The organism is Nocardioides alkalitolerans (assembly GCA_038184435.1).
GTDB classification, from domain to species: domain Bacteria; phylum Actinomycetota; class Actinomycetes; order Propionibacteriales; family Nocardioidaceae; genus Nocardioides; species Nocardioides alkalitolerans_A.
Map to the genome: position 1 here is coordinate 704,555 of CP116227.1, position 17,434 is coordinate 721,988.

Genomic DNA, 17,434 nt, shown 5'->3' on the forward strand with positions numbered 1-17,434 from the left:
GATAATCGGACACGTGGCGGACGACGGCGAGGCGCAGCCCCTCCAGGAGCTCGTCGGCCCGGTCGACCGGGCCCACCTGACGGGACTCAGCCGCCCGTCGCCGCCGCTCCACCGCTACGCCCCGTCGCCCGACCTCGTCGACCTGGTCGAGCGCTACTGGATCCCCGTCTGGTCGCTCGCCGCACCGTCGACGCAGCGCACGCTCCAGCACCCGGTCTGCCTGCTGGTCGTGAGCAACGACTACGCCCGCTTCTACGGCCCCACGCGGGGCCTCTCCTCGGTCACGCTCTCCGGCGAGGGGTACGCCGCGGGCGTGATGCTGACCCCCGCCGCCGGGCGCCTGCTGCTCGACCGCCCGGTCGCGTCGGTGACCGACGTCCACCTCGACCTGGACGCGCTGACGACGCTCGACGGCGCGGCGCTGACCGGGGAGGTCCGGAGGGCGATGGACGCGGGGCCGAGCGCGCCGGAGAGCCACGCCGCGGCCATCGCGGCCTACGAGCGTCGCCTCCGCACGTTCCTCCCCGTCGACGAGCAGGGCCTGCTGGTCAACCACCTCGTCGCCTGGCTCCGCGAGCACCCCGAGGTGACCCGCGTCGACGAGGTGGCGGAGGCCGTCGGGCTGGGCGAGCGCGCCCTCCACCGCCTCACCACCGACCGGCTCGGGCTCTCGCCGAAGTGGCTCGTGCAGCGTCGTCGCCTCCACGACGCGGTGCTCGCGCTCAAGGCGGGGACGCGGTCGCTCGCGGGCCTCGCCGCCGAGCTGGGCTACACCGACCAGGCGCACTTCACCCGCGACTTCCGCACCGTCACCGGCACGACCCCGGGCGCCTACCTCGCCGACCAGCCGCGAGGCGCCACGTGAGCGGCGCCGGGCCCGTCGTCGTACCCCCGGGGCTCCTCGCCCGGGCCACGCTCGGCGAGGCGTGGGCGGCCTGGCTGGCGCTGCTGCCGCGGCGCGTCGGGGAGCTGCTCGACGACTGGGAGCTCGCGCCCACGGGGCCCGCGCTCCACGGGTTCGCGTCGCTCGTCGTGCCGGTCGCGGGACGTGCGCGCGGCGCCGAGCCCGCGGTGCTCAAGGTCGCGTTCCCCGACGAGGAGTCGGCGCACGCGCACCTCGCCCTCCAGCGCTGGGCCGGGCGGGGCGCCGTACGCCTCCTCCGCGCGGACCCCGCGCGGTCGGCCCTCCTGCTCGAGCGGCTCGAGGGCGTCGACCTCACCGACGCGTGGGACGTGGAGGCGTGCGAGGTGGTGGGCGGGCTGTACGGCGCGCTCCACCGCCCCGCGACCCCGCAGCTGCGCCCGTTGACCGACCTCGTGGGTCGCTGGGCCGCCGACCTGGAGCGCGACGCCCGCCGGGTGCCGCTCCCGCGCCGCCTCGTCGACCAGGCCCTCGGGCTCGCTCGCGACCTGGTGTCCGATCCCGCGAGCACGGGACGGATCGTGCACGCCGACCTGCACTTCGCCCACGTGCTGCACGCCGCCGACCGGGGCTGGGTGGCGATCGACCCGAAGCCGGTGTCGGGCGACCCGCACTACGAGCCGGAGCCGATGCTGCGGAACCGCTTCGACGAGTACGGCGCGGTGCCCGGCGACTCCGTGCGCGACGGCATCCGTCGCCGGTTCCACACGCTCGTCGACACCGCCGGCCTCGATGAGCACCGGGCGCGCGACTGGGTCGTCGTGCGCAGCGTCCTCAACGCGCACCGGGGCGCCGACGACCGCGACCACGTGACGCGCTGCCTGACGATCGCGAAGGCCGTGCAGGACTGACCCCCGCCCGCCCGGCCGGGCGGGGGCTCAGTCCTCGCCGAGCAGCGCCTGCAGGGCCGCCCGGTGCGCCCGGTAGGCCGTGCGCCCGGCTCGCGTGAGCTTGAACGACGTGCTCGCCCCGCGGCCCCGCCCGGACTTCTGCACCGCGACGTACCCCGCCGCCTCGAGCGCGGACATCTGCTTCGACAGGTCCGAGTCGGCGATGCCGAGCCGCTCCTTGAGGAACTGGAAGGTGACCTGGTCGGCCGCCGACAGCACCGCCATCGCGGCGAGCCGCTTCGGGGCGTGGATGACGGGGTCGAGGTCCGCCAGTCCGGAGGGGGTGGTCTCGCTCACGCGAGACGCTCCCGCACCGCGGCGGCAGCGCGCTCGTAGATGCGCTCGTAGGCCACGAGGAAGCCGTAGGCCACGACGGCGGTGACCGGACCGGTGACCCACCACGGCACGAGGAGCGCGACGCCGACGAGCGCGGCGGCCACCACGACGAACGCCAGGAAGTACAGGCGGTAGACCCGGCGGATCTCGGGCGGCTTGGGTCCGACGAGCTTGGGCCAGGCGCCGTGGTAGCGCTGGTGCCAGGAGGTGTACGCCCCGATGAGGGCGGCCATGGGGATGACGACACCCACCGTGACGAGGGCCTGCCACGCGCTGTCGACGTCGTTGGACCAGTGGAAGTCCTGCACGGCCGCCATGACGCCGAACCAGAGCCCGAAGGCGGGAGCGAACCACCAGGGCGACGGACGCTGGTCCACGTACGGCGCGGCCTCGGCGCGCTCGAGGTCGTGGAGCTGGGCACGGAGCTCATCGCTTTCCATGTCGGAAACCATAGCTATCGCTTTCCAGTTGTGCAAGCAGAAAGCGTGTCGCCGGTCGTGGAATCCGGCCGCAGTCCTGGACATTCGGCGTCGAGCGCTACCCCCGAGTAGGCAAAGTGATCTAGGTTACGGAGGCACACCCCGAGGGCCCGCGACGAGGGCACGGACCCCGAGAAAGCAGGTAGACCGCATGCCGATCAACCACGACGCCTCGTTCCTCGAGCACATGCCGCGCAACGTGGCCGTCCAGTTCCTCGATCGCGTCGAGAAGTCCGCCGACCGCGAGGCCTACCGCTACCCGGTGGGCGACACCTGGACCTCGGTCACGTGGCGCGAGGCGGGGGAGCGGGTCAACCGCGTCGCCGCCGGGCTCCTCGCGCTGGGTCTCGAGGCCGAGCAGCGGGTCGGCATCGCCTCGTCGACGCGCTACGAGTGGATCGTCGCGGACCTGGCGGTCATGGCGGCCGGCGGCGCGACCACCACGGTCTACCCGTCGACCAACGCCGCCGACACGGCGTACATCGTCGGGGACGCCGAGTGCCAGGTCGTCTTCGCGGAGGACGACGAGCAGATCGCCAAGCTGCGCGAGCACCGCTCCGAGCTGCCGACCGTCGCGAAGGTCGTCACGTTCGACGGCACCGCTGACGGCGACTGGGTGATCGGGCTCGAGGACCTCGCGGTGCTCGGCGACGGCCTGCTCGCGCAGACCCCCGACGCGGTGCGCAAGGTGGCCGAATCGATCGAGCCCGACGCGCTCGCGACGCTGATCTACACCTCCGGCACGACGGGCAAGCCCAAGGGTGTCCGCCTGCTCCACCGCGCGTGGGTCTACGAGGGCGAGGCGATCAAGAGCCAGGGCATCCTCGACGAGAGCGACCTGCAGTTCCTGTGGCTGCCGATGGCGCACTCGTTCGGCAAGGTGCTCCTCAGCGTGCAGATGGCGTGCGGCTTCGCGACCGCGATCGACGGTCGCGTCGAGCGGATCGTCGACAACCTCGGCGTCGTGAAGCCGACCTTCATGGGCGCCGCTCCCCGCATCTTCGAGAAGGCGCACGGCAAGATCGTCACGATGCAGGCCAACGAGGGCGGCGCGAAGGAGAAGCTGTTCAAGAAGGCCTTCGCGGTCGGCCTCGAGGTCGACCGGCGCAAGCGCGAGGGCCAGTCGGTCCCGCCGCTGCTGAAGCTGCAGCACGGTCTCTTCGACAAGCTCGTCTTCTCCAAGGTCCGCGACCGCTTCGGCGGGCGGGTCCGGTTCTTCATCTCGGGATCCGCGGCGCTCAACCGCGAGGTGGCGGAGTGGTTCCACGCGGCGGGCATCCTCGTGCTCGAGGGCTACGGCCTCACGGAGACGGCGGCCGGCGCGTTCGTGAACCACCCGGAGCAGTACAAGTTCGGCTCCGTCGGCCACGTCTTCCCGGGGGGCGAGGTCAAGATCGCCGAGGACGGCGAGGTCCTCATCAAGGGTCCCAACGTGATGCAGGGCTACCACAACCTGCCCGACAAGACCGCCGAGACGTTGGACGCCGACGGCTGGCTCCACACGGGGGACATCGGCGAGCTCGACGCCGACGGCTTCCTGCGCATCACCGACCGGAAGAAGGACCTGTTCAAGACGTCGGGCGGCAAGTACATCGCGCCGTCCGCCATCGAGTCGCAGTTCAAGGCGCTGTGCCCCTACGCGAGCCAGTTCCTCGTGATCGGCAACAACCGCAACTACTGCGTCGCGCTGATCACGCTCGACCCCGACCAGGTCGCCGACTGGGCCAGCCACAACGGCATGGAGGGCAAGTCCTACACGGAGGTCGTCAGCTCGCCCGCGATGCAGAAGCTGATCGACGGCTACGTCGAGCAGCTCAACACCCGCCTCAACCGCTGGGAGACGATCAAGAAGCACACGATCCTCGACCACGACCTCACCATCGAGTCCGGTGAGCTGACCCCGTCGCTCAAGGTCAAGCGGCCCGTGGTGGAGCGCAACAACCAGGAGACGATCGAGAACCTGTACGCCTGAGCACAGCGGGTCCACAGGGGCTCCACAGCGCGGGGCGGTGGCATGGGTGTCGCCGGCGAGAGCCGGCGGCACCCATGTCCGTTCCTGCGAGGAGAGCCCCATGACCCACCACGACCACGACGAGCACCGCGAGGGCCTCGAGCACGACCTCCCCGTGATGCAGGGCGCCGGCATGGTGCGCCGGCCGATGGCCCGCCGCGGCGTGCTGGGCCTGCTCGGCGGTATCGGGGCGGTGGGACTCGTCGGCTGCGCGGCCGGGTCCGACGCCGGCTCGAGCGCCACGTCGGGCAGCTCCGCGGCGGGCGGGGTGGCCGGAGGGTCGGGCGGCCCGGGCGGGGCTCCGGGCGGGGCGGGCGGCGCCGTCAGCCAGGACGGTCTCGACGAGGGCGACATCCCCGAGGAGACCGGCGGTCCCTACCCGGCCGACGGCACCAACGGCGTCAACGTCCTCACGGAGTCCGGCATCGTCCGCAGCGACATCACCCGCAGCTTCGGCGACGCCACCGGTGTGGCCGACGGTGTCCCGCTCACCATCGACCTCACGGTCTACGACAACGGCGCGGACGGGATCACGCCGTACGCCGGGGCCGCGGTCTACCTGTGGCACTGCGACCGCGACGGCGCCTACTCGCTCTACTCCTCCGGGATCGAGGGGGAGAACTACCTCCGGGGGGTGCAGGTCGCCGGGGACGACGGCACGCTGCGCTTCACCAGCATCGTGCCCGCCTGCTACTCGGGTCGGTGGCCCCACCTGCACTTCGAGGTGTATCCCTCGGTCGACGACGCCACGAGCGCCTCCGGCAAGCTGCGCACGTCGCAGATCGCGCTCCCCGAGGACGTCTGCCGCACCGTCTACGCCTCCGCGCCGGGGTACGACGCGAGCACCGCCAACCTCGAGGCGGTCAGCCTGGAGTCGGACAACGTGTTCTCCGACGGCCACTCCCTGCAGATGGGGAACCTCACCGGGTCCGTCGAGGACGGCTACACGCTCCGCCTCAACGTGCCTGTCTGAGCCGCCTCTGGGAGACTCGGCCGGTGCCGTCCACCCCGCCGCCCGGCGACCCCGTCCCCGCGGACGGGTCGCTCCCGACCGCCGCGCTCGCGGACCTGGGGAACCGGCCCTTCGCCTTCTACGTGCACGTGCCCTTCTGCCGCGTCCGCTGCGGCTACTGCGACTTCAACACCTACACCGCGGCCGAGCTCGGGGGTGCGGACGCCCCGCGCGGGGCGTCGCGGGCGACGTACGTCGACGCCGCGGTCGCCGAGGTCCGCATGGCCCGCCGCGTGCTGGGCGACGTGGGACGCCCCGTGGACACCGTGTTCTTCGGCGGGGGCACGCCGACGCTCCTGCCGCCCGAGCACCTCACGGCGGTGCTGGGCGCGATCGCGGAGGAGTTCGGTCTGGCGCCCGACGCCGAGGTCACGACCGAGGCGAACCCCGACTCGGTCACCCGCGCCGACCTCGACGTGCTGCGCGCCGGCGGCTTCACCCGGCTGTCGTTCGGGATGCAGTCGTCGGTCTCCCACGTGCTGCGGGTGCTCGACCGCACCCACGACCCCGAGCGCGTGCCGGGGGCCGTCGCCGACGCCCGGGCGGCGGGGTTCGACGAGGTCAGCCTCGACCTCATCTACGGCACGGCGGGGGAGTCAGTGGCCGACTGGCGCTCCAGCCTCGAGGCGGCGCTGGCCTGCGAGCCCGACCACGTGTCGGCGTACTCGCTCATCGTCGAGGACGGCACGGCCCTGGCCCGCCGGGTGCGGCGCGGCGAGGTCGCGGCGCCCGACGAGGACGACCTGGCCGACAAGTACCACCTCGCCGACGAGGTGCTCACCGCCGCGGGGCTGACCTGGTACGAGGTCTCCAACTGGTCCCGTCCCGGCAGTGAGTGCCGCCACAACCTGGCCTACTGGCGCAGCGACGACTGGTGGGGCGTCGGCCCCGGCGCCCACTCCCACGTCGGCGGCGTGCGTTGGTGGAACGTGCGGCACCCGGTGGCCTACGCCGACCGCCTCGGCGCGGGTCTCTCCCCGGGCCACGAGCGCGAGCTGCTCGACGACGACGTGCGGCGCGTCGAGCGTGTGCTGCTCGAGACCCGCCTGCGCGACGGCCTCCCGGTCGACGTGCTCGACGACGAGGGCCGCGCCGCCCTGCCCGACCTGGCGCGGCGGGGGCTCGTCGAGCCCCCGGGCCCCGGGACCGGGGCCCGGGTCGTGCTCACCCGCGAGGGACGCCTCCTCGCCGACGGGGTCGTGCGGGACCTCCTCGGCTGAGGGCGCGGCTGAGGGCTCGGCAGGGGCCGCAGGCTCAGCCGGCGGGGTCCGTCACGAAGTCGATGAGCTCCTCGACCCGGCCCAGCAGCGCGGGCTCGAGGTCGGCGAACGACGACACCCGGCCGAGGATCTGCTGCCAGGCACGCGCGATGTCGGCCTGGTTGCGGTGCGGCCAGCCCAGGTGCTGGCAGACGCCGTGCTTCCACTCGATGGAGCGCGGGATGGTGGGCCACTCCCGCAGGCCGATCCGGTCGGGCTTCACCGCCTGCCAGATGTCGACGAACGGGTGGCCGACGATCAGCACGTGCCCGCCCACCGCCGAGCGCGCGATCGAGTCGGCGATGCGGCTCTCCTTCGAGCCCCGCACCAGGTGGTCGACGAGCACGCCCACCCGACGACCCGGACCCGGCTTGAAGTCGACGAGGTGGTCGGCCAGGTCGTCGACCCCGCCGAGGAACTCCACGACCACGCCCTCGATGCGCAGGTCGTCGCCCCAGACCTTCTCCACCAGCTCCGCGTCGTGCCGACCCTCCACGAAGATCCGCGACTCCCGCGCGACCCGTGCCTTCGCGTCGTGCACCGCGATCGAGCCGGAGGCCGTGCGCGTGGGCCGGGCCGGTGCCGCCGCGGCCCGCACGGGCGCCGTGAGGATCACCGGCCTGCCCTCGAGCAGGAACCCCGGGCCGAGCGGGAACGTGCGGCGCTTGCCCCGCCGGTCCTCCAGCGTCAGCACGTCGAGGTCACGGTCGACCGTGACGATCTCGCCGCACCAGTCGGTCGTGACCTCCTCGACGACGAGGCCGAGGTCGGCCGGGTGCTCCACGGCGCGGCCCCGCTTCGGGGCGCGCCAGTCGCCGGACAGGACGTCGGTTCCGTAGCGGTCGTTCACGTCCGTAGACGCTAGGGGGCGCCACCGACGGTCCTGGCGAGCCACGCCGCGTCGGGCCGGTCATCGGGCGTCAGACGAGGGGGAGGCGCACCGCCCCCGGCGGCAGGTGGGCGTAGCCGCGCCGTACGGCGTGCTCCAGCGCCTCCCGGGGATAGGGCCAGTCGCCGGTGGCGAGCGCCGCCGACGCCGGTACGCCGCGGCCTGCCAGCTCCGCGATCGTCGCCGCCACGCGGGCGACGTCGTCGTGCTGCGCCGCCACGGCGCTCCGGTCGGTCACGGCGCCGTGCCCGGGGACGACGACCGAGGTGGGGGAGAGCAGGCCGAGCAGGAGCTCGAGGGAGCCGGGCCACTCCAGGGGATGGCTGTCGGGGCCGTAGGCGGGGAGGGCCTCCACGAGGTCGCCGGCGACGAGGACGTCGGCGTCGGGCACGTGCACGACGAGGTCGCCGGCCGTGTGGCCCCGCCCCGGGTGGAGGAGCTCGACGTGGCGGTCGCCGAGGTCGAGCACGTGGACCCCCGAGAACGTGGTGGTCGGCGCGACGACGCGGCTCGCGCGCATCTCCTCGAGCCGGGGGTCGTCGGGGGTGGCGACCGCCTCGGCGTCGAGCTGGGCCGGGACGCTGGTGGGGATGCGCGCCGCTGCGGTCTCGTGGCCGACGAGCGCGGCCGCGGGCCAGGCGTCGAGGACGGTGCCGTTGCCGAGCACGTGGTCGTGGTGCTCGTGGGTGTCCACGACGGCCAGCAGGGGCGTGCCGGGGGCGAGCACGCGGCGTACCCGCTCGACGAGACCGGCCGCGGCGCGCTCGGACGCGAGGGTGTCGACGAGCACGGCGCCTGCCGTGCCGGCGACGAGGGTGACGTTGACGTCGTACCAGGCGTGGCGCGCGACCCAGACGCGATCCGCGACCTCCGTGAGCTCCTCGTCCGGCACGAGGCCCACCCTAGGCGGGCGGGCCGGCGGGGCGGGTCAGCAGAGCCCGGCGTGCAGGTGCTCGCGGAGGGCGGCCGCGAGCTCGTCGGGGGTCGCCGCCGGCGCGGCGAACGCGACGCGGCGCAGGTGGGCGCCGTCGACGTCGACCCAGTGCACCTCGACCCCGGTCGCCGAGAGGTCGTGGAGCGCGGCGCCGATGAGGCGCGGGGCCGGGGTGCCGGTGCACAGCGAGACCGCCTGGCGGAGTTCGGCGTCGTGGCACTCGTTGAGGTGCTGGGTGCAGCGCCGCAGGTAGCCCTGGTTGAGGGCGTGCACGGGGCTGGTGAACAGGGCGGTGGGCACCCGGTACTGCCGCGTCGTGCCGTCCGCCTGCGTGCGGATGAGCATGATGATGGTCGGCTCGATCGCGACGGCGCTCATCGACGGGTCGCAGCAGGGGCGCGGCGTGGAGAGCTTGCCGGCGAGCACGACCGACTCCGTCGTGCCGTCCTCCTCCACCACGCCCGAGATGATGCGGAGCAGGGCCTTCTGGCGGGACTGCCCGGCCTGCTCGACGACGGAGCCGGCGCGGCACACGAGCGTCGGGACGCCGGAGCGGTCCTGCAGGCCGAGGTCGTCGCCCCCGAAGAGGTGCTCGGTGCCCTTGATGACCATGCTGGCGGCAGCGGGGCAGGACAGCGCGCTGCGCGCACGGGCAGCGAGCTGGTCGGGATCGGCCGACGTGAGCATGGGGAACACGGTTACCTCCTGAGCGACTTAGGCAAGGCTAACCTAGCGCTCCAGGTCTGTCACCCAGGGTCCCGAAATTCGTGGATGGTCGTAGCATTGGCACTCGCGCGCGAGGAGTGCCAGGCTCGGCGCGGACATCGGCGGAAGGAGCGGAGGGTGGTCGAGGAGCGTCGGCTCGCCGTGCTGCGGGCCATCGTCGAGGACTACGTCGCGACCGAGGAGCCCGTGGGCTCCAAGGCGCTCGTCGAGCGGCACGGGCTGGGCGTCTCGCCGGCCACGGTGCGCAACGACATGGCCGTGCTCGAGGAGGAGGGGCTGATCCACCAGCCCCACACGAGCGCCGGCCGGATCCCCACCGACAAGGGCTACCGGCTGTTCGTCGACCGGCTCACCACGGTGCGTCCCATGTCGGCGGCCGAGAAGCGGGCGATCGCCACCTTCCTCGAGGGCGCGGTGGACGTCGACGACGTCGTGCGGCGCAGCGTCCGCATGCTGGCGCAGCTGACGCACCAGGTCGCGGTGGTGCAGTACCCGACGCTGTCGGCCAGCACGGTCCGCCACGTCGAGGTGGTGGCGCTCGCGCCGCGCCGGCTCCTCGTCGTGCTCATCCTCTCCAGCGGCCGCGTCGAGCAGCGGCTCGTCGAGCTGCAGCACGACCTCGCCGACGACCAGGTGGCCACGCTCCGCGCGCAGGTCAACCAGGCCGTCGTGGGGGAGCGGCTGGTCGCCGCCAGCACCGCCCTGCGGTCGCTGCGCGCCGACGGCCCCGACGCCACCGGGCCGGGCGAGGTGCGCGACGCGGTGCTCGACGACGTCGTGACCGTGCTCGTCGACGCCCTCGCCGACCACTCCTCCGACCAGCGGGTCGTCGTCGGCGGCGCGGCGAACCTCGCCCGCGCCGGCGAGGGCTTCGACACGATGCTCCGCCCCATGCTCGAGGCGCTCGAGGAGCAGGTGGTGCTCCTCAAGCTGCTCGGCGAGGCCACCACCGGCGGCGGGGTGACCGTGCGCATCGGGGCCGAGGGCCCCGTCGAGGAGCTGGCGGGCACCAGCGTCGTCACCGCGGGGTACGGCGCGGGCTCCGAGGCGCTCTCGTCGCTCGGCATCGTCGGACCCACGCGCATGGACTACGCGGGCAGCATGGCCGCCGTGCGCGCCGTCGCCCGCTACATGTCGCGCATCCTCGACGAGAGCGGCAGCTGAGCCGCGACGTACCTCCCCGGGCCGGGCCCGGGCACCGACCGACACGAGAACCACGGAAGCGATGGACAGGACACACGTGAGCCAGGACCTCTACGAGCTGCTCGGCGTCAGCCGTGACGCCGACGCCGACGCCATCAAGAAGGCGTACCGGCGACTGGCCCGTCAGCTGCACCCGGACGTCAACCCCGACCCGGAGACGCAGGAGAAGTTCAAGGAGGTCAGCCGCGCCTACGAGGTGCTGTCCGACCCGCAGAAGCGCGCGGCCTACGACCGCGGCGGCGACCCGTTCGGCGGCGGCTTCGGCGGCGCCGGGCAGGGCCAGGGCTTCTCGTTCACCGACATCATGGACGCCTTCTTCGGCGGCGGTGCCGGGGGGCAGGGCGGCCAGGGCGGACGGGGCCCGCGACCGCGCCAGCGCCGCGGCCAGGACGCCCTCATCCGCCTCGACGTCGAGCTGGCCGAGGCCGCGTTCGGCGTCACCCGGGAGCTGAAGGTCGACACGGCGGTCGTGTGCGAGACCTGCGAGGGCGACGGGTCCGCGCCCGGCTCGAGCCCGCAGACCTGCAGCACCTGCCGCGGCGCGGGCGAGGTCGCCCACGTGCAGCGCTCGTTCCTCGGCGAGATCCGCACGCTCCGGCCGTGCGCCGCCTGCCGCGGCTTCGGCTCGATCATCCCCGACCCCTGCCGCACCTGCTCGGGCGAGGGACGCGTGCGCTCGCGCCGCAACCTGACGATCAAGATCCCCGCCGGCGTCGACACGGGCACCCGCGTGCAGCTCACCGGCCAGGGCGAGGTGGGCCCGGGTGGCGGACCCGCGGGCGACCTGTACGTCGAGATCCGCGTCGCCGAGCACGAGTTCTTCGTGCGCGACGGCAACGACCTCCACTGCGTCGTCACCGTGCCGATGACCGCCGCGGCCCTCGGTGCCTCGATCACGCTGCCCCTCCTCGAGGCCGACCTCGTCGAGGACGGCGCGGACACCGACCTCGAGACCCAGACCCGCATCGAGGTGAAGCCGGGCACCCAGTCGGGCGCCGAGCAGGTGCTGCGCGGCCGCGGCGTGCCCGGCCTGCGCGGCTCCGCCCGTGGCGACCTGGTCGTGACCGTCGCCGTCGAGACGCCGCAGAAGCTCGACTCCCGGCAGGAGGCACTGCTCCGCGAGCTCGCGGAGCTGCGCGGCGAGCAGCAGGCCGACGACGGGTCCGTGCAGATGCGTCGCGGGTCGTTCCTCGACCGGCTGCGCGGCAAGTTCAACCACTGAGCGGGCGCTGGTGAGCCTCCCGGTCCAGCTCTGCCCGGCGCTCGCGGACGCCCGCCCCGGCGCCGTCGTGCGCCTCGAGGGCGACGAGGCGCACCACGCCGTCGCCGTGCGCCGCACGGTGGTGGGCGAGGAGGTGCGGCTCGTGGACGGACGAGGCCGCTCCGCGACCGGCGTGGTCGTCGCGACCGGCAAGCGCGTGCTGGAGGTCGAGGTGCGCGACGTCGTCGACGAGCCCCGGCCCGGGCCCGCGATCACCGTGGTGCAGGCGCTGCCGAAGGGCGACCGCGGAGAGCTGGCCGTCGAGGTGCTGACCGAGGTCGGTGCGGAGCGGATCGTGCCGTGGGCGGCGGCCCGCAGCGTCGCCGTGTGGCGCGGGGAGCGGGCCGTGAAGTCCCACGGGAAGTGGGCCGCCACCGCGCGGGAGGCGGCGAAGCAGGCGCGGCGCGCGTGGTTCCCCGAGGTGACCCCGATGGCCTCCACGGCCGAGGTCGCCGAGCTCCTGGTCGACCTGGACCTCGTGGTCGTGCTGCACGAGGAGGCCCGGGCGTCCCTCGCCGAGCTCGTCGTGCCCGACGCCGCGGACGCGCGCATCGGCGTCGTCGTCGGTCCCGAGGGCGGTCTGGCCCCCGAGGAGGTGGCCGCGTTCGAGGCCGCCGGGGCCACGACCGTGCGTCTCGGCGCCGAGGTGCTGCGCACCTCGACCGCCGGGCTCGCCGCGGTCGCGGCGCTGCTCGCCCGCACGTCCCGCTGGGGCTGAGCCGCGCCGTACCCCGGGGGTCAGTAGGTCACTGGACCACGATGTCCTTCGTGTCCTCGGAGGGGCCGGGGCCCTCGCCGCCCGAGGGGTCGTCGGTGCGGGCGATGAACGTGTACGTACCGGGGTCGAGGTCGCTCACGTCCACGGTGACGCTCCACGGGCCGAGTCCGGTCGCCCAGTCGCCGCCGTGGGTCATGACGCCGGAGTCGACGACCTGGTCCCCTGAGCGGAGCTCCCACGGCACCGTCGCCTCGAACGAGCTGGCGCGGCCGGTGGCGGTGAAGCTGCCCGAGACCGTCGTGCCCTCGGCCGGGTCGGTGATGTTGACGAGGAGCAGCGTGTCGAGCTGCGGGGCCGCCGCCACGGGGTTGGACGCGCCGCCGAGCGCGGTCACGTCCCCGCCGTCGGCGTCGACGAACCGCACCGGGAGCGCGTCCCCGACCGCGGCCTGGAGGGTGTAGACGACCTGCTGCACGACGAGGGACGCGTCGTCGCCGCCGGGGGCCGCGCCGTCCACCGTCGCGACGATCTCGTCGCCGTCCTGGGTGGCGTCCTGCACCCACCCGCTCGCCGGGTTCGTGTAGTCCGGGTCCTGCGGTGTGCCCGAGAGCAGGTCGACCGCGGAGGCCAGGTCGGCCCCGCCGGGCTGGAACTCGCGGACGAGGCGGTCGCCGAGGGGGCCGGCGGTCACGAAGTAGACCGCCGTCGCGGCGTCGCCGCTGCCGCCCTCGCCGGTGCCCGGGTCGGACCCCGGGTCCGACTCCGCGTCCGAGGACGTGCTCACCGGCGCGGAGGGCGAGGCGTCGCTGGTCCCCCCGTCGCCGGAGGCACCGGTGCGGTCGGAGTCGTCGGTGTCGCCGCAGGCGACGAGCGTCAGGGCGAGCACGGCGCTGGTGGCGAGCGGGACGACGGTGCGACGGACGGACATGTCAGGTGCCTCCTCGGGTGGGGTCGGCTCGACGGTAGTCGTCGGCCGGGCTGCCTGGTGGGTACGACGCGCGAGCCGCCCCCGCGGTTGCGTGGGGCAGCCGGCTCGATCCCACCAGGTCCACCACTAGGTTGGGCACGTGAGCACCGACTGCCTCTTCTGCCGCATCGTCGCGGGCGACATCCCCGCCACCGTCGTGCACGAGACCGGGACGACCCTGGCCTTCCGCGACATCAACCCGGTCGCGCCGACCCACGTGCTCGTGGTGCCGCGCAGCCACTACGAGAACGCCGCCGCGCTCGCCGCCGGCGAGCCCGCGACGGCGGCTGACCTCCTGACGAGCGCCCGCGCCGTCGCCGAGGCCGAGGGCCTCGACGGCTACCGCCTCGTCTTCAACACGGGGGCGGACGCCGGGCAGACCGTCTTCCACGCCCACCTGCACGTCATCGGCGGCACGACGATGGGCTGGCCCGCCTGAGCCGGGCCCGCGACAAACGGGTAGGCCTCGAGGTGGGGCTGCGGCGTACGATGGAGGAGTTCGTCTCCCGCACCGAAAGGCCGCCCCCACGGGCCTCCATGACTGAATCGCAGACTGCCGCCCGGCACACCGTGACGGTGCCCACCAGCATCGACATGGTCAGCCTCCTCGGACCGGGTGACGAGCACCTCGCGGCGCTGGAGCAGGCCTTCGGGCTGCAGGTCCACGTGCGCGGCAACCGCATCACGCTCGAGGGCGAGCCCCCCGAGATCGCGTTGGCCGAGCGCCTCCTGGGCGAGCTGGTGACCCTGATCCGCACGGGCCAGGGCGTCTCCGGCGAGACCGTCGAGCGCGTCGTCGCCATGCTGCGCGCGGAGACCACGGAGCGACCGGCCGACGTGCTGAGCCTCAACATCCTCTCCAACCGCGGCCGCACCATCCGTCCCAAGACGGTCAACCAGAAGAAGTACGTCGAGGCGATCGACCAGAACACCATCACGTTCGGCATCGGTCCGGCCGGCACGGGCAAGACGTACCTGGCGATGGCGAAGGCCGTGCAGGCCCTGCAGAGCAAGGACGTCACGCGCATCATCCTCACGCGCCCGGCGGTCGAGGCGGGCGAGCGGCTGGGCTACCTGCCCGGCACGCTGAGCGAGAAGATCGACCCCTACCTGCGGCCGCTGTACGACGCGTTGCACGACATGATGGACCCCGAGACGATCCCGAAGCTGATGGCGTCGGGGACGATCGAGGTCGCCCCGCTCGCGTTCATGCGCGGGCGCACGCTCAACGACGCGTTCATCGTGCTCGACGAGGCGCAGAACACCACGCCGGAGCAGATGAAGATGTTCCTCACCCGGCTCGGGTTCGGCTCCAAGATCGTGGTCACGGGTGACACGAGCCAGACCGACCTGCCCAACGGGCAGTCCTCGGGCCTGCGGGTGGTGGAGAGCATCCTCCAGGACGTCGACGACGTCTCCTTCAACCGCCTGACCAGCGGCGACGTCGTGCGCCACCGCCTGGTCGCCAAGATCGTCGCGGCCTACGACACCTACGACTCCGACCGGGCTGACCGTTCCGAGCGACCCGACGGGCCGCGGGGCACGGCTCCGCGGCGTACCGGCCGGCCGCAGGCGCAGGGAGGACGACCCTCGTGACCATCGAGATCATCGACGAGTCCGACACCGACCTCGTCGACGGCGAGCGCACGGTGCGGCTCGCCCGGTTCGTGATGGACGCCATGCGCGTGCACCCCGAGGCCGAGCTGTGCATCAAGCTGGTCGACGAGCCGACCATCGCGGAGCTCAACGAGCAGTGGATGGGCAAGGAGGGGCCGACCGACGTCCTCTCGTTCCCCATGGACGAGCTGCGTCCCGGCCTGCTCGACGAGGAGCCCGAGGAGGGCGTGCTCGGCGACCTCGTGCTCAGCCCGACCGTGGCGGCCCGCCAGGGCGAGACCGCCGGGCACGGCGCGCTCGCCGAGATCGAGCTGCTGACGGTGCACGGCATCCTGCACCTGCTGGGCTACGACCACGCGGAGCCGGAGGAGCACAAGGAGATGTTCGGGCTGCAGGACGACCTGCTGGCCCGGTGGCGTGCCACCACCTGAGAGCATCGTCGTCCATGGATGACGTCTGGGTGGTCGTGGCCGCCGCGGGCCTGGTCGTCGTGGCCGGTCTGCTCGCCGCGGCCGACACGGCCCTCTCGGTCTTCTCCCGCGCCCGCGCCGAGGAGCTGCGCGCGGAGGGTCGCGGGGGAGCGCGCTACCTCCTGCGGGTGCTCGACGACCCGCCCCGCTACCTCAACTCCCTGATCCTGCTGCGCCTCTTCGCCGAGGTGTTCGCGATCGTGCTCGTGACGCTGCGCGTCGACGAGGCGGTGCAGAGCTTCTGGGGCAGCATCCTGCTGACCGTCGCCGGCATGCTCGTGGTCTCCTTCGTCGTCATCGGCGTCGCGCCCCGCACGTTGGGCCGCCAGCACCCGGAGGTCGTCGCCCTCAGCTCGGCGCTCCCCGTCTGGCTCCTCACGCGGCTGCTGGGCCCGCTGCCCCGGCTGCTGATCCTGGTCGGCAACGCGATCACCCCGGGCAAGGGCTTCCGCGAGGGTCCGTTCTCGACGGAGACGGAGCTGCGCGAGCTCGTCGACCTGGCCGAGGCCAGCGCGGTCATCGAGTCCGGCGAGCGCAAGATGCTCCACTCGGTCTTCGAGTTTGGCGACACGATCACGCGCGAGGTCATGGTGCCGCGGCCCGACGTGGTCTTCCTCGAGCGCCACCGCAACCTGCGGCAGGCGATGTCGCTCTTCCTGCGCTCGGGCTACTCCCGCGTGCCGGTCGTGGGCGAGAACCTCGACGAGGTGCTCGGCTTCGCCTACCTGAAGGACCTCGCCCGTCTCGACTTCGAGGACCGCGAGGGCGGCGCCGACATCACCGAGCGCATCGAGGACCACATGCGTCCGGCCCACTTCGTGCCCGACTCCAAGCCCGTCGCGGCGCTGCTCGCGGAGATGCAGGCGATGCGCCAGCACATCGCGGTGGTCGTCGACGAGTACGGCGGGACCGCGGGCATCGTCACCATCGAGGACGTGCTGGAGGAGCTGGTCGGCGAGATCACCGACGAGTACGACGACGAGGTCGACGTCGAGCGGGTCGACGACGCGTCGTACCGGGTCTCGTCGCGCTTCCCGATCGACCACCTCGACGACCTGTTCGCGGGTTACGACATCGAGGAGGAGGACGTCGACTCCGTCGGCGGCCTCATGGCCAAGCACCTGGGCCTCGTGCCCATCCCCGGCTCCACGGTCGAGGCCCACGGCCTCGGCTTCCGGGCGGAGGGCACGAAGGGCCGCCGCAACCAGGTCAGCACCGTCCTCGTGACGCGGCTGGCCGACGAGGACGACGAGGACGAGGAGCGCGCGTGACGACCGAGCAGGGATCCGAGCAGGAACCGCAGGCGACCCCGGGGGCCGAGGACCGCAAGCTGGTGACGCTGGCGCGTGCGACGCGCGCGCGGGCGCGGTCCGCCGAGGGCGCCGCGGTGCGCGACCAGGACGGCCGCACGTACGCCGCGGCGACCGTGGCGCTGCCCTCCCTGCAGGTCAGCGCGCTCGGCGTGTGCGTCGCGATGGCGATCGCCTCCGGTGCCCGGTCGCTCGAGGCGGCCGTCGTGCTGGGGGAGGCGGAGGCCGTGGGCGACCAGGACCTCGCGGTGGTGCGCGACTTCGCGGGTGCCGGGGTGCCCGTGCACCTCGCGGACCCGCGCGGTGCCCTGCGCGGCACCACGACCTCCTGAGGCGGCCGGCGGGGCCGCTGCCCGACCAATTGCTTGTATTCCGCAACTGGATGAGACCAAAGTCGCTACCCGGCGGGGCCTCGTTCGCACTAGCCTCG

The 17,434-nt window shown here is 73.5% G+C and carries 19 protein-coding genes; 13 read left to right on the forward strand and 6 right to left on the reverse strand.

Annotated elements, in window-relative coordinates:
• The first annotated feature begins 13 nt into the window (after nt 1-13).
• Both PIR53_03475 and PIR53_03480 read left to right on the forward strand, forming a co-directional pair.
• Nucleotides 14-865: an AraC family transcriptional regulator gene (locus PIR53_03475; protein ID WZH53060.1), complete on the forward strand. Its 852-nt coding sequence runs from the start codon at nt 14-16 to the stop codon at nt 863-865.
• On the forward strand, nt 862-1,773 hold the full coding sequence (locus PIR53_03480; protein ID WZH53061.1) for an aminoglycoside phosphotransferase family protein: 912 nt from the start codon (nt 862-864) through the stop codon (nt 1,771-1,773). Before PIR53_03475 ends, PIR53_03480 begins: the two co-directional genes overlap by 4 nt.
• Nucleotides 1,774-1,800: 27 nt before the next feature.
• On the opposite strand, the gene PIR53_03485 is transcribed toward PIR53_03480, so the two are convergent.
• Together PIR53_03485 and PIR53_03490 are read right to left on the reverse strand one after the other, a co-directional pair.
• Entirely contained in the window at nt 1,801-2,109 is a 309-nt protein-coding gene (locus tag PIR53_03485) for a transcriptional regulator (GenBank protein WZH53062.1), read from the reverse strand.
• Nucleotides 2,106-2,588: a hypothetical protein gene (locus tag PIR53_03490; protein WZH53063.1), complete on the reverse strand. Its 483-nt coding sequence runs from the start codon at nt 2,586-2,588 to the stop codon at nt 2,106-2,108. Before PIR53_03490 ends, PIR53_03485 begins: the two co-directional genes overlap by 4 nt.
• Nucleotides 2,589-2,778: 190 nt before the next feature.
• Between PIR53_03490 and PIR53_03495 the strand changes: the two genes are divergently transcribed.
• The 3 genes from PIR53_03495 (at nt 2,779) to hemW (ending at nt 6,870) form a co-directional block, all read left to right on the forward strand.
• Nucleotides 2,779-4,599 carry a long-chain fatty acid--CoA ligase gene (locus PIR53_03495; GenBank protein ID WZH53064.1) on the forward strand — a complete coding sequence of 607 codons (1,821 nt, stop codon included), beginning with the start codon at nt 2,779-2,781 and terminating at the stop codon, nt 4,597-4,599.
• A gap of 100 nt (nt 4,600-4,699) precedes the next feature.
• The gene (locus PIR53_03500) at nt 4,700-5,611 is read left to right on the forward strand and encodes a 3,4-dioxygenase subunit beta (protein ID WZH53065.1); all 912 of its coding nucleotides are present in this window, start codon (nt 4,700-4,702) and stop codon (nt 5,609-5,611) included.
• 23 nt (nt 5,612-5,634) lie between these two features.
• Complete coding sequence (gene hemW / locus PIR53_03505) at nt 5,635-6,870, forward strand: radical SAM family heme chaperone HemW (GenBank protein ID WZH53066.1); 1,236 nt, start codon at nt 5,635-5,637, stop codon at nt 6,868-6,870.
• 34 nt (nt 6,871-6,904) lie between these two features.
• On the opposite strand, the gene PIR53_03510 is transcribed toward hemW, so the two are convergent.
• The 3 genes from PIR53_03510 to PIR53_03520 form a co-directional block, all read right to left on the reverse strand.
• Nucleotides 6,905-7,759, reverse strand: coding sequence for a DUF3097 domain-containing protein (locus tag PIR53_03510; GenBank protein WZH53067.1), 855 nt, complete (start codon nt 7,757-7,759; stop codon nt 6,905-6,907).
• A gap of 70 nt (nt 7,760-7,829) precedes the next feature.
• On the reverse strand, nt 7,830-8,690 hold the full coding sequence (locus tag PIR53_03515) for an MBL fold metallo-hydrolase (protein ID WZH53068.1): 861 nt from the start codon (nt 8,688-8,690) through the stop codon (nt 7,830-7,832).
• 36 nt (nt 8,691-8,726) lie between these two features.
• Nucleotides 8,727-9,428, reverse strand: coding sequence for a hypothetical protein (locus tag PIR53_03520; protein ID WZH53069.1), 702 nt, complete (start codon nt 9,426-9,428; stop codon nt 8,727-8,729).
• 147 nt (nt 9,429-9,575) lie between these two features.
• Here PIR53_03520 and hrcA point away from each other — a divergent pair, with 147 nt between their 5' ends.
• From hrcA to PIR53_03535, 3 genes are all read left to right on the forward strand, one after another.
• The gene (gene hrcA, locus PIR53_03525) at nt 9,576-10,622 is read left to right on the forward strand and encodes a heat-inducible transcriptional repressor HrcA (GenBank protein WZH53070.1); all 1,047 of its coding nucleotides are present in this window, start codon (nt 9,576-9,578) and stop codon (nt 10,620-10,622) included.
• A 76-nt stretch (nt 10,623-10,698) separates the two neighbouring features.
• The gene (gene dnaJ, locus PIR53_03530; protein ID WZH53071.1) at nt 10,699-11,883 is read left to right on the forward strand and encodes a molecular chaperone DnaJ; all 1,185 of its coding nucleotides are present in this window, start codon (nt 10,699-10,701) and stop codon (nt 11,881-11,883) included.
• Between the two features lie 10 nt (nt 11,884-11,893).
• The gene (locus tag PIR53_03535; protein WZH53072.1) at nt 11,894-12,640 is read left to right on the forward strand and encodes a 16S rRNA (uracil(1498)-N(3))-methyltransferase; all 747 of its coding nucleotides are present in this window, start codon (nt 11,894-11,896) and stop codon (nt 12,638-12,640) included.
• Between the two features lie 28 nt (nt 12,641-12,668).
• Here the strand turns inward: PIR53_03535 and PIR53_03540 are convergent, their stop codons facing one another.
• Nucleotides 12,669-13,568, reverse strand: a complete 900-nt coding sequence (locus PIR53_03540) for a Gmad2 immunoglobulin-like domain-containing protein (GenBank protein ID WZH53073.1) — start codon at nt 13,566-13,568, stop codon at nt 12,669-12,671.
• Between the two features lie 139 nt (nt 13,569-13,707).
• Here PIR53_03540 and PIR53_03545 point away from each other — a divergent pair, with 139 nt between their 5' ends.
• The 5 genes from PIR53_03545 (at nt 13,708) to PIR53_03565 (ending at nt 17,336) form a co-directional block, all read left to right on the forward strand.
• Nucleotides 13,708-14,046, forward strand: a complete 339-nt coding sequence (locus tag PIR53_03545) for a histidine triad nucleotide-binding protein (GenBank protein WZH53074.1) — start codon at nt 13,708-13,710, stop codon at nt 14,044-14,046.
• Between the two features lie 98 nt (nt 14,047-14,144).
• On the forward strand, nt 14,145-15,203 hold the full coding sequence (locus PIR53_03550) for a PhoH family protein (GenBank protein ID WZH53075.1): 1,059 nt from the start codon (nt 14,145-14,147) through the stop codon (nt 15,201-15,203).
• Nucleotides 15,200-15,655 carry an rRNA maturation RNase YbeY gene (ybeY, locus tag PIR53_03555; GenBank protein ID WZH53076.1) on the forward strand — a complete coding sequence of 152 codons (456 nt, stop codon included), beginning with the start codon at nt 15,200-15,202 and terminating at the stop codon, nt 15,653-15,655. Before PIR53_03550 ends, ybeY begins: the two co-directional genes overlap by 4 nt.
• Nucleotides 15,656-15,669: 14 nt before the next feature.
• Nucleotides 15,670-16,965, forward strand: coding sequence for a hemolysin family protein (locus tag PIR53_03560; protein WZH53077.1), 1,296 nt, complete (start codon nt 15,670-15,672; stop codon nt 16,963-16,965).
• The gene (locus tag PIR53_03565; protein WZH53078.1) at nt 16,962-17,336 is read left to right on the forward strand and encodes a cytidine deaminase; all 375 of its coding nucleotides are present in this window, start codon (nt 16,962-16,964) and stop codon (nt 17,334-17,336) included. Before PIR53_03560 ends, PIR53_03565 begins: the two co-directional genes overlap by 4 nt.
• Nucleotides 17,337-17,434: the final 98 nt, after the last annotated feature.

Excerpts from the sequence above, each read along its gene's own strand:
- PIR53_03490 (WZH53063.1), bottom strand. The coding sequence starts at position 2,588 with ATGGAAAGCGATGAGCTCCGTGCCCAGCTCCACGACCTCGAGCGCGCC.
- PIR53_03495 (WZH53064.1), top strand. The coding sequence starts at position 2,779 with ATGCCGATCAACCACGACGCCTCGTTCCTCGAGCACATGCCGCGCAAC.
- PIR53_03500 (WZH53065.1), top strand. The coding sequence starts at position 4,700 with ATGACCCACCACGACCACGACGAGCACCGCGAGGGCCTCGAGCACGAC.
- PIR53_03540 (WZH53073.1), bottom strand. The coding sequence starts at position 13,568 with ATGTCCGTCCGTCGCACCGTCGTCCCGCTCGCCACCAGCGCCGTGCTC.
- PIR53_03550 (WZH53075.1), top strand. The coding sequence starts at position 14,145 with ATGACTGAATCGCAGACTGCCGCCCGGCACACCGTGACGGTGCCCACC.
- PIR53_03560 (WZH53077.1), top strand. The coding sequence starts at position 15,670 with ATGGATGACGTCTGGGTGGTCGTGGCCGCCGCGGGCCTGGTCGTCGTG.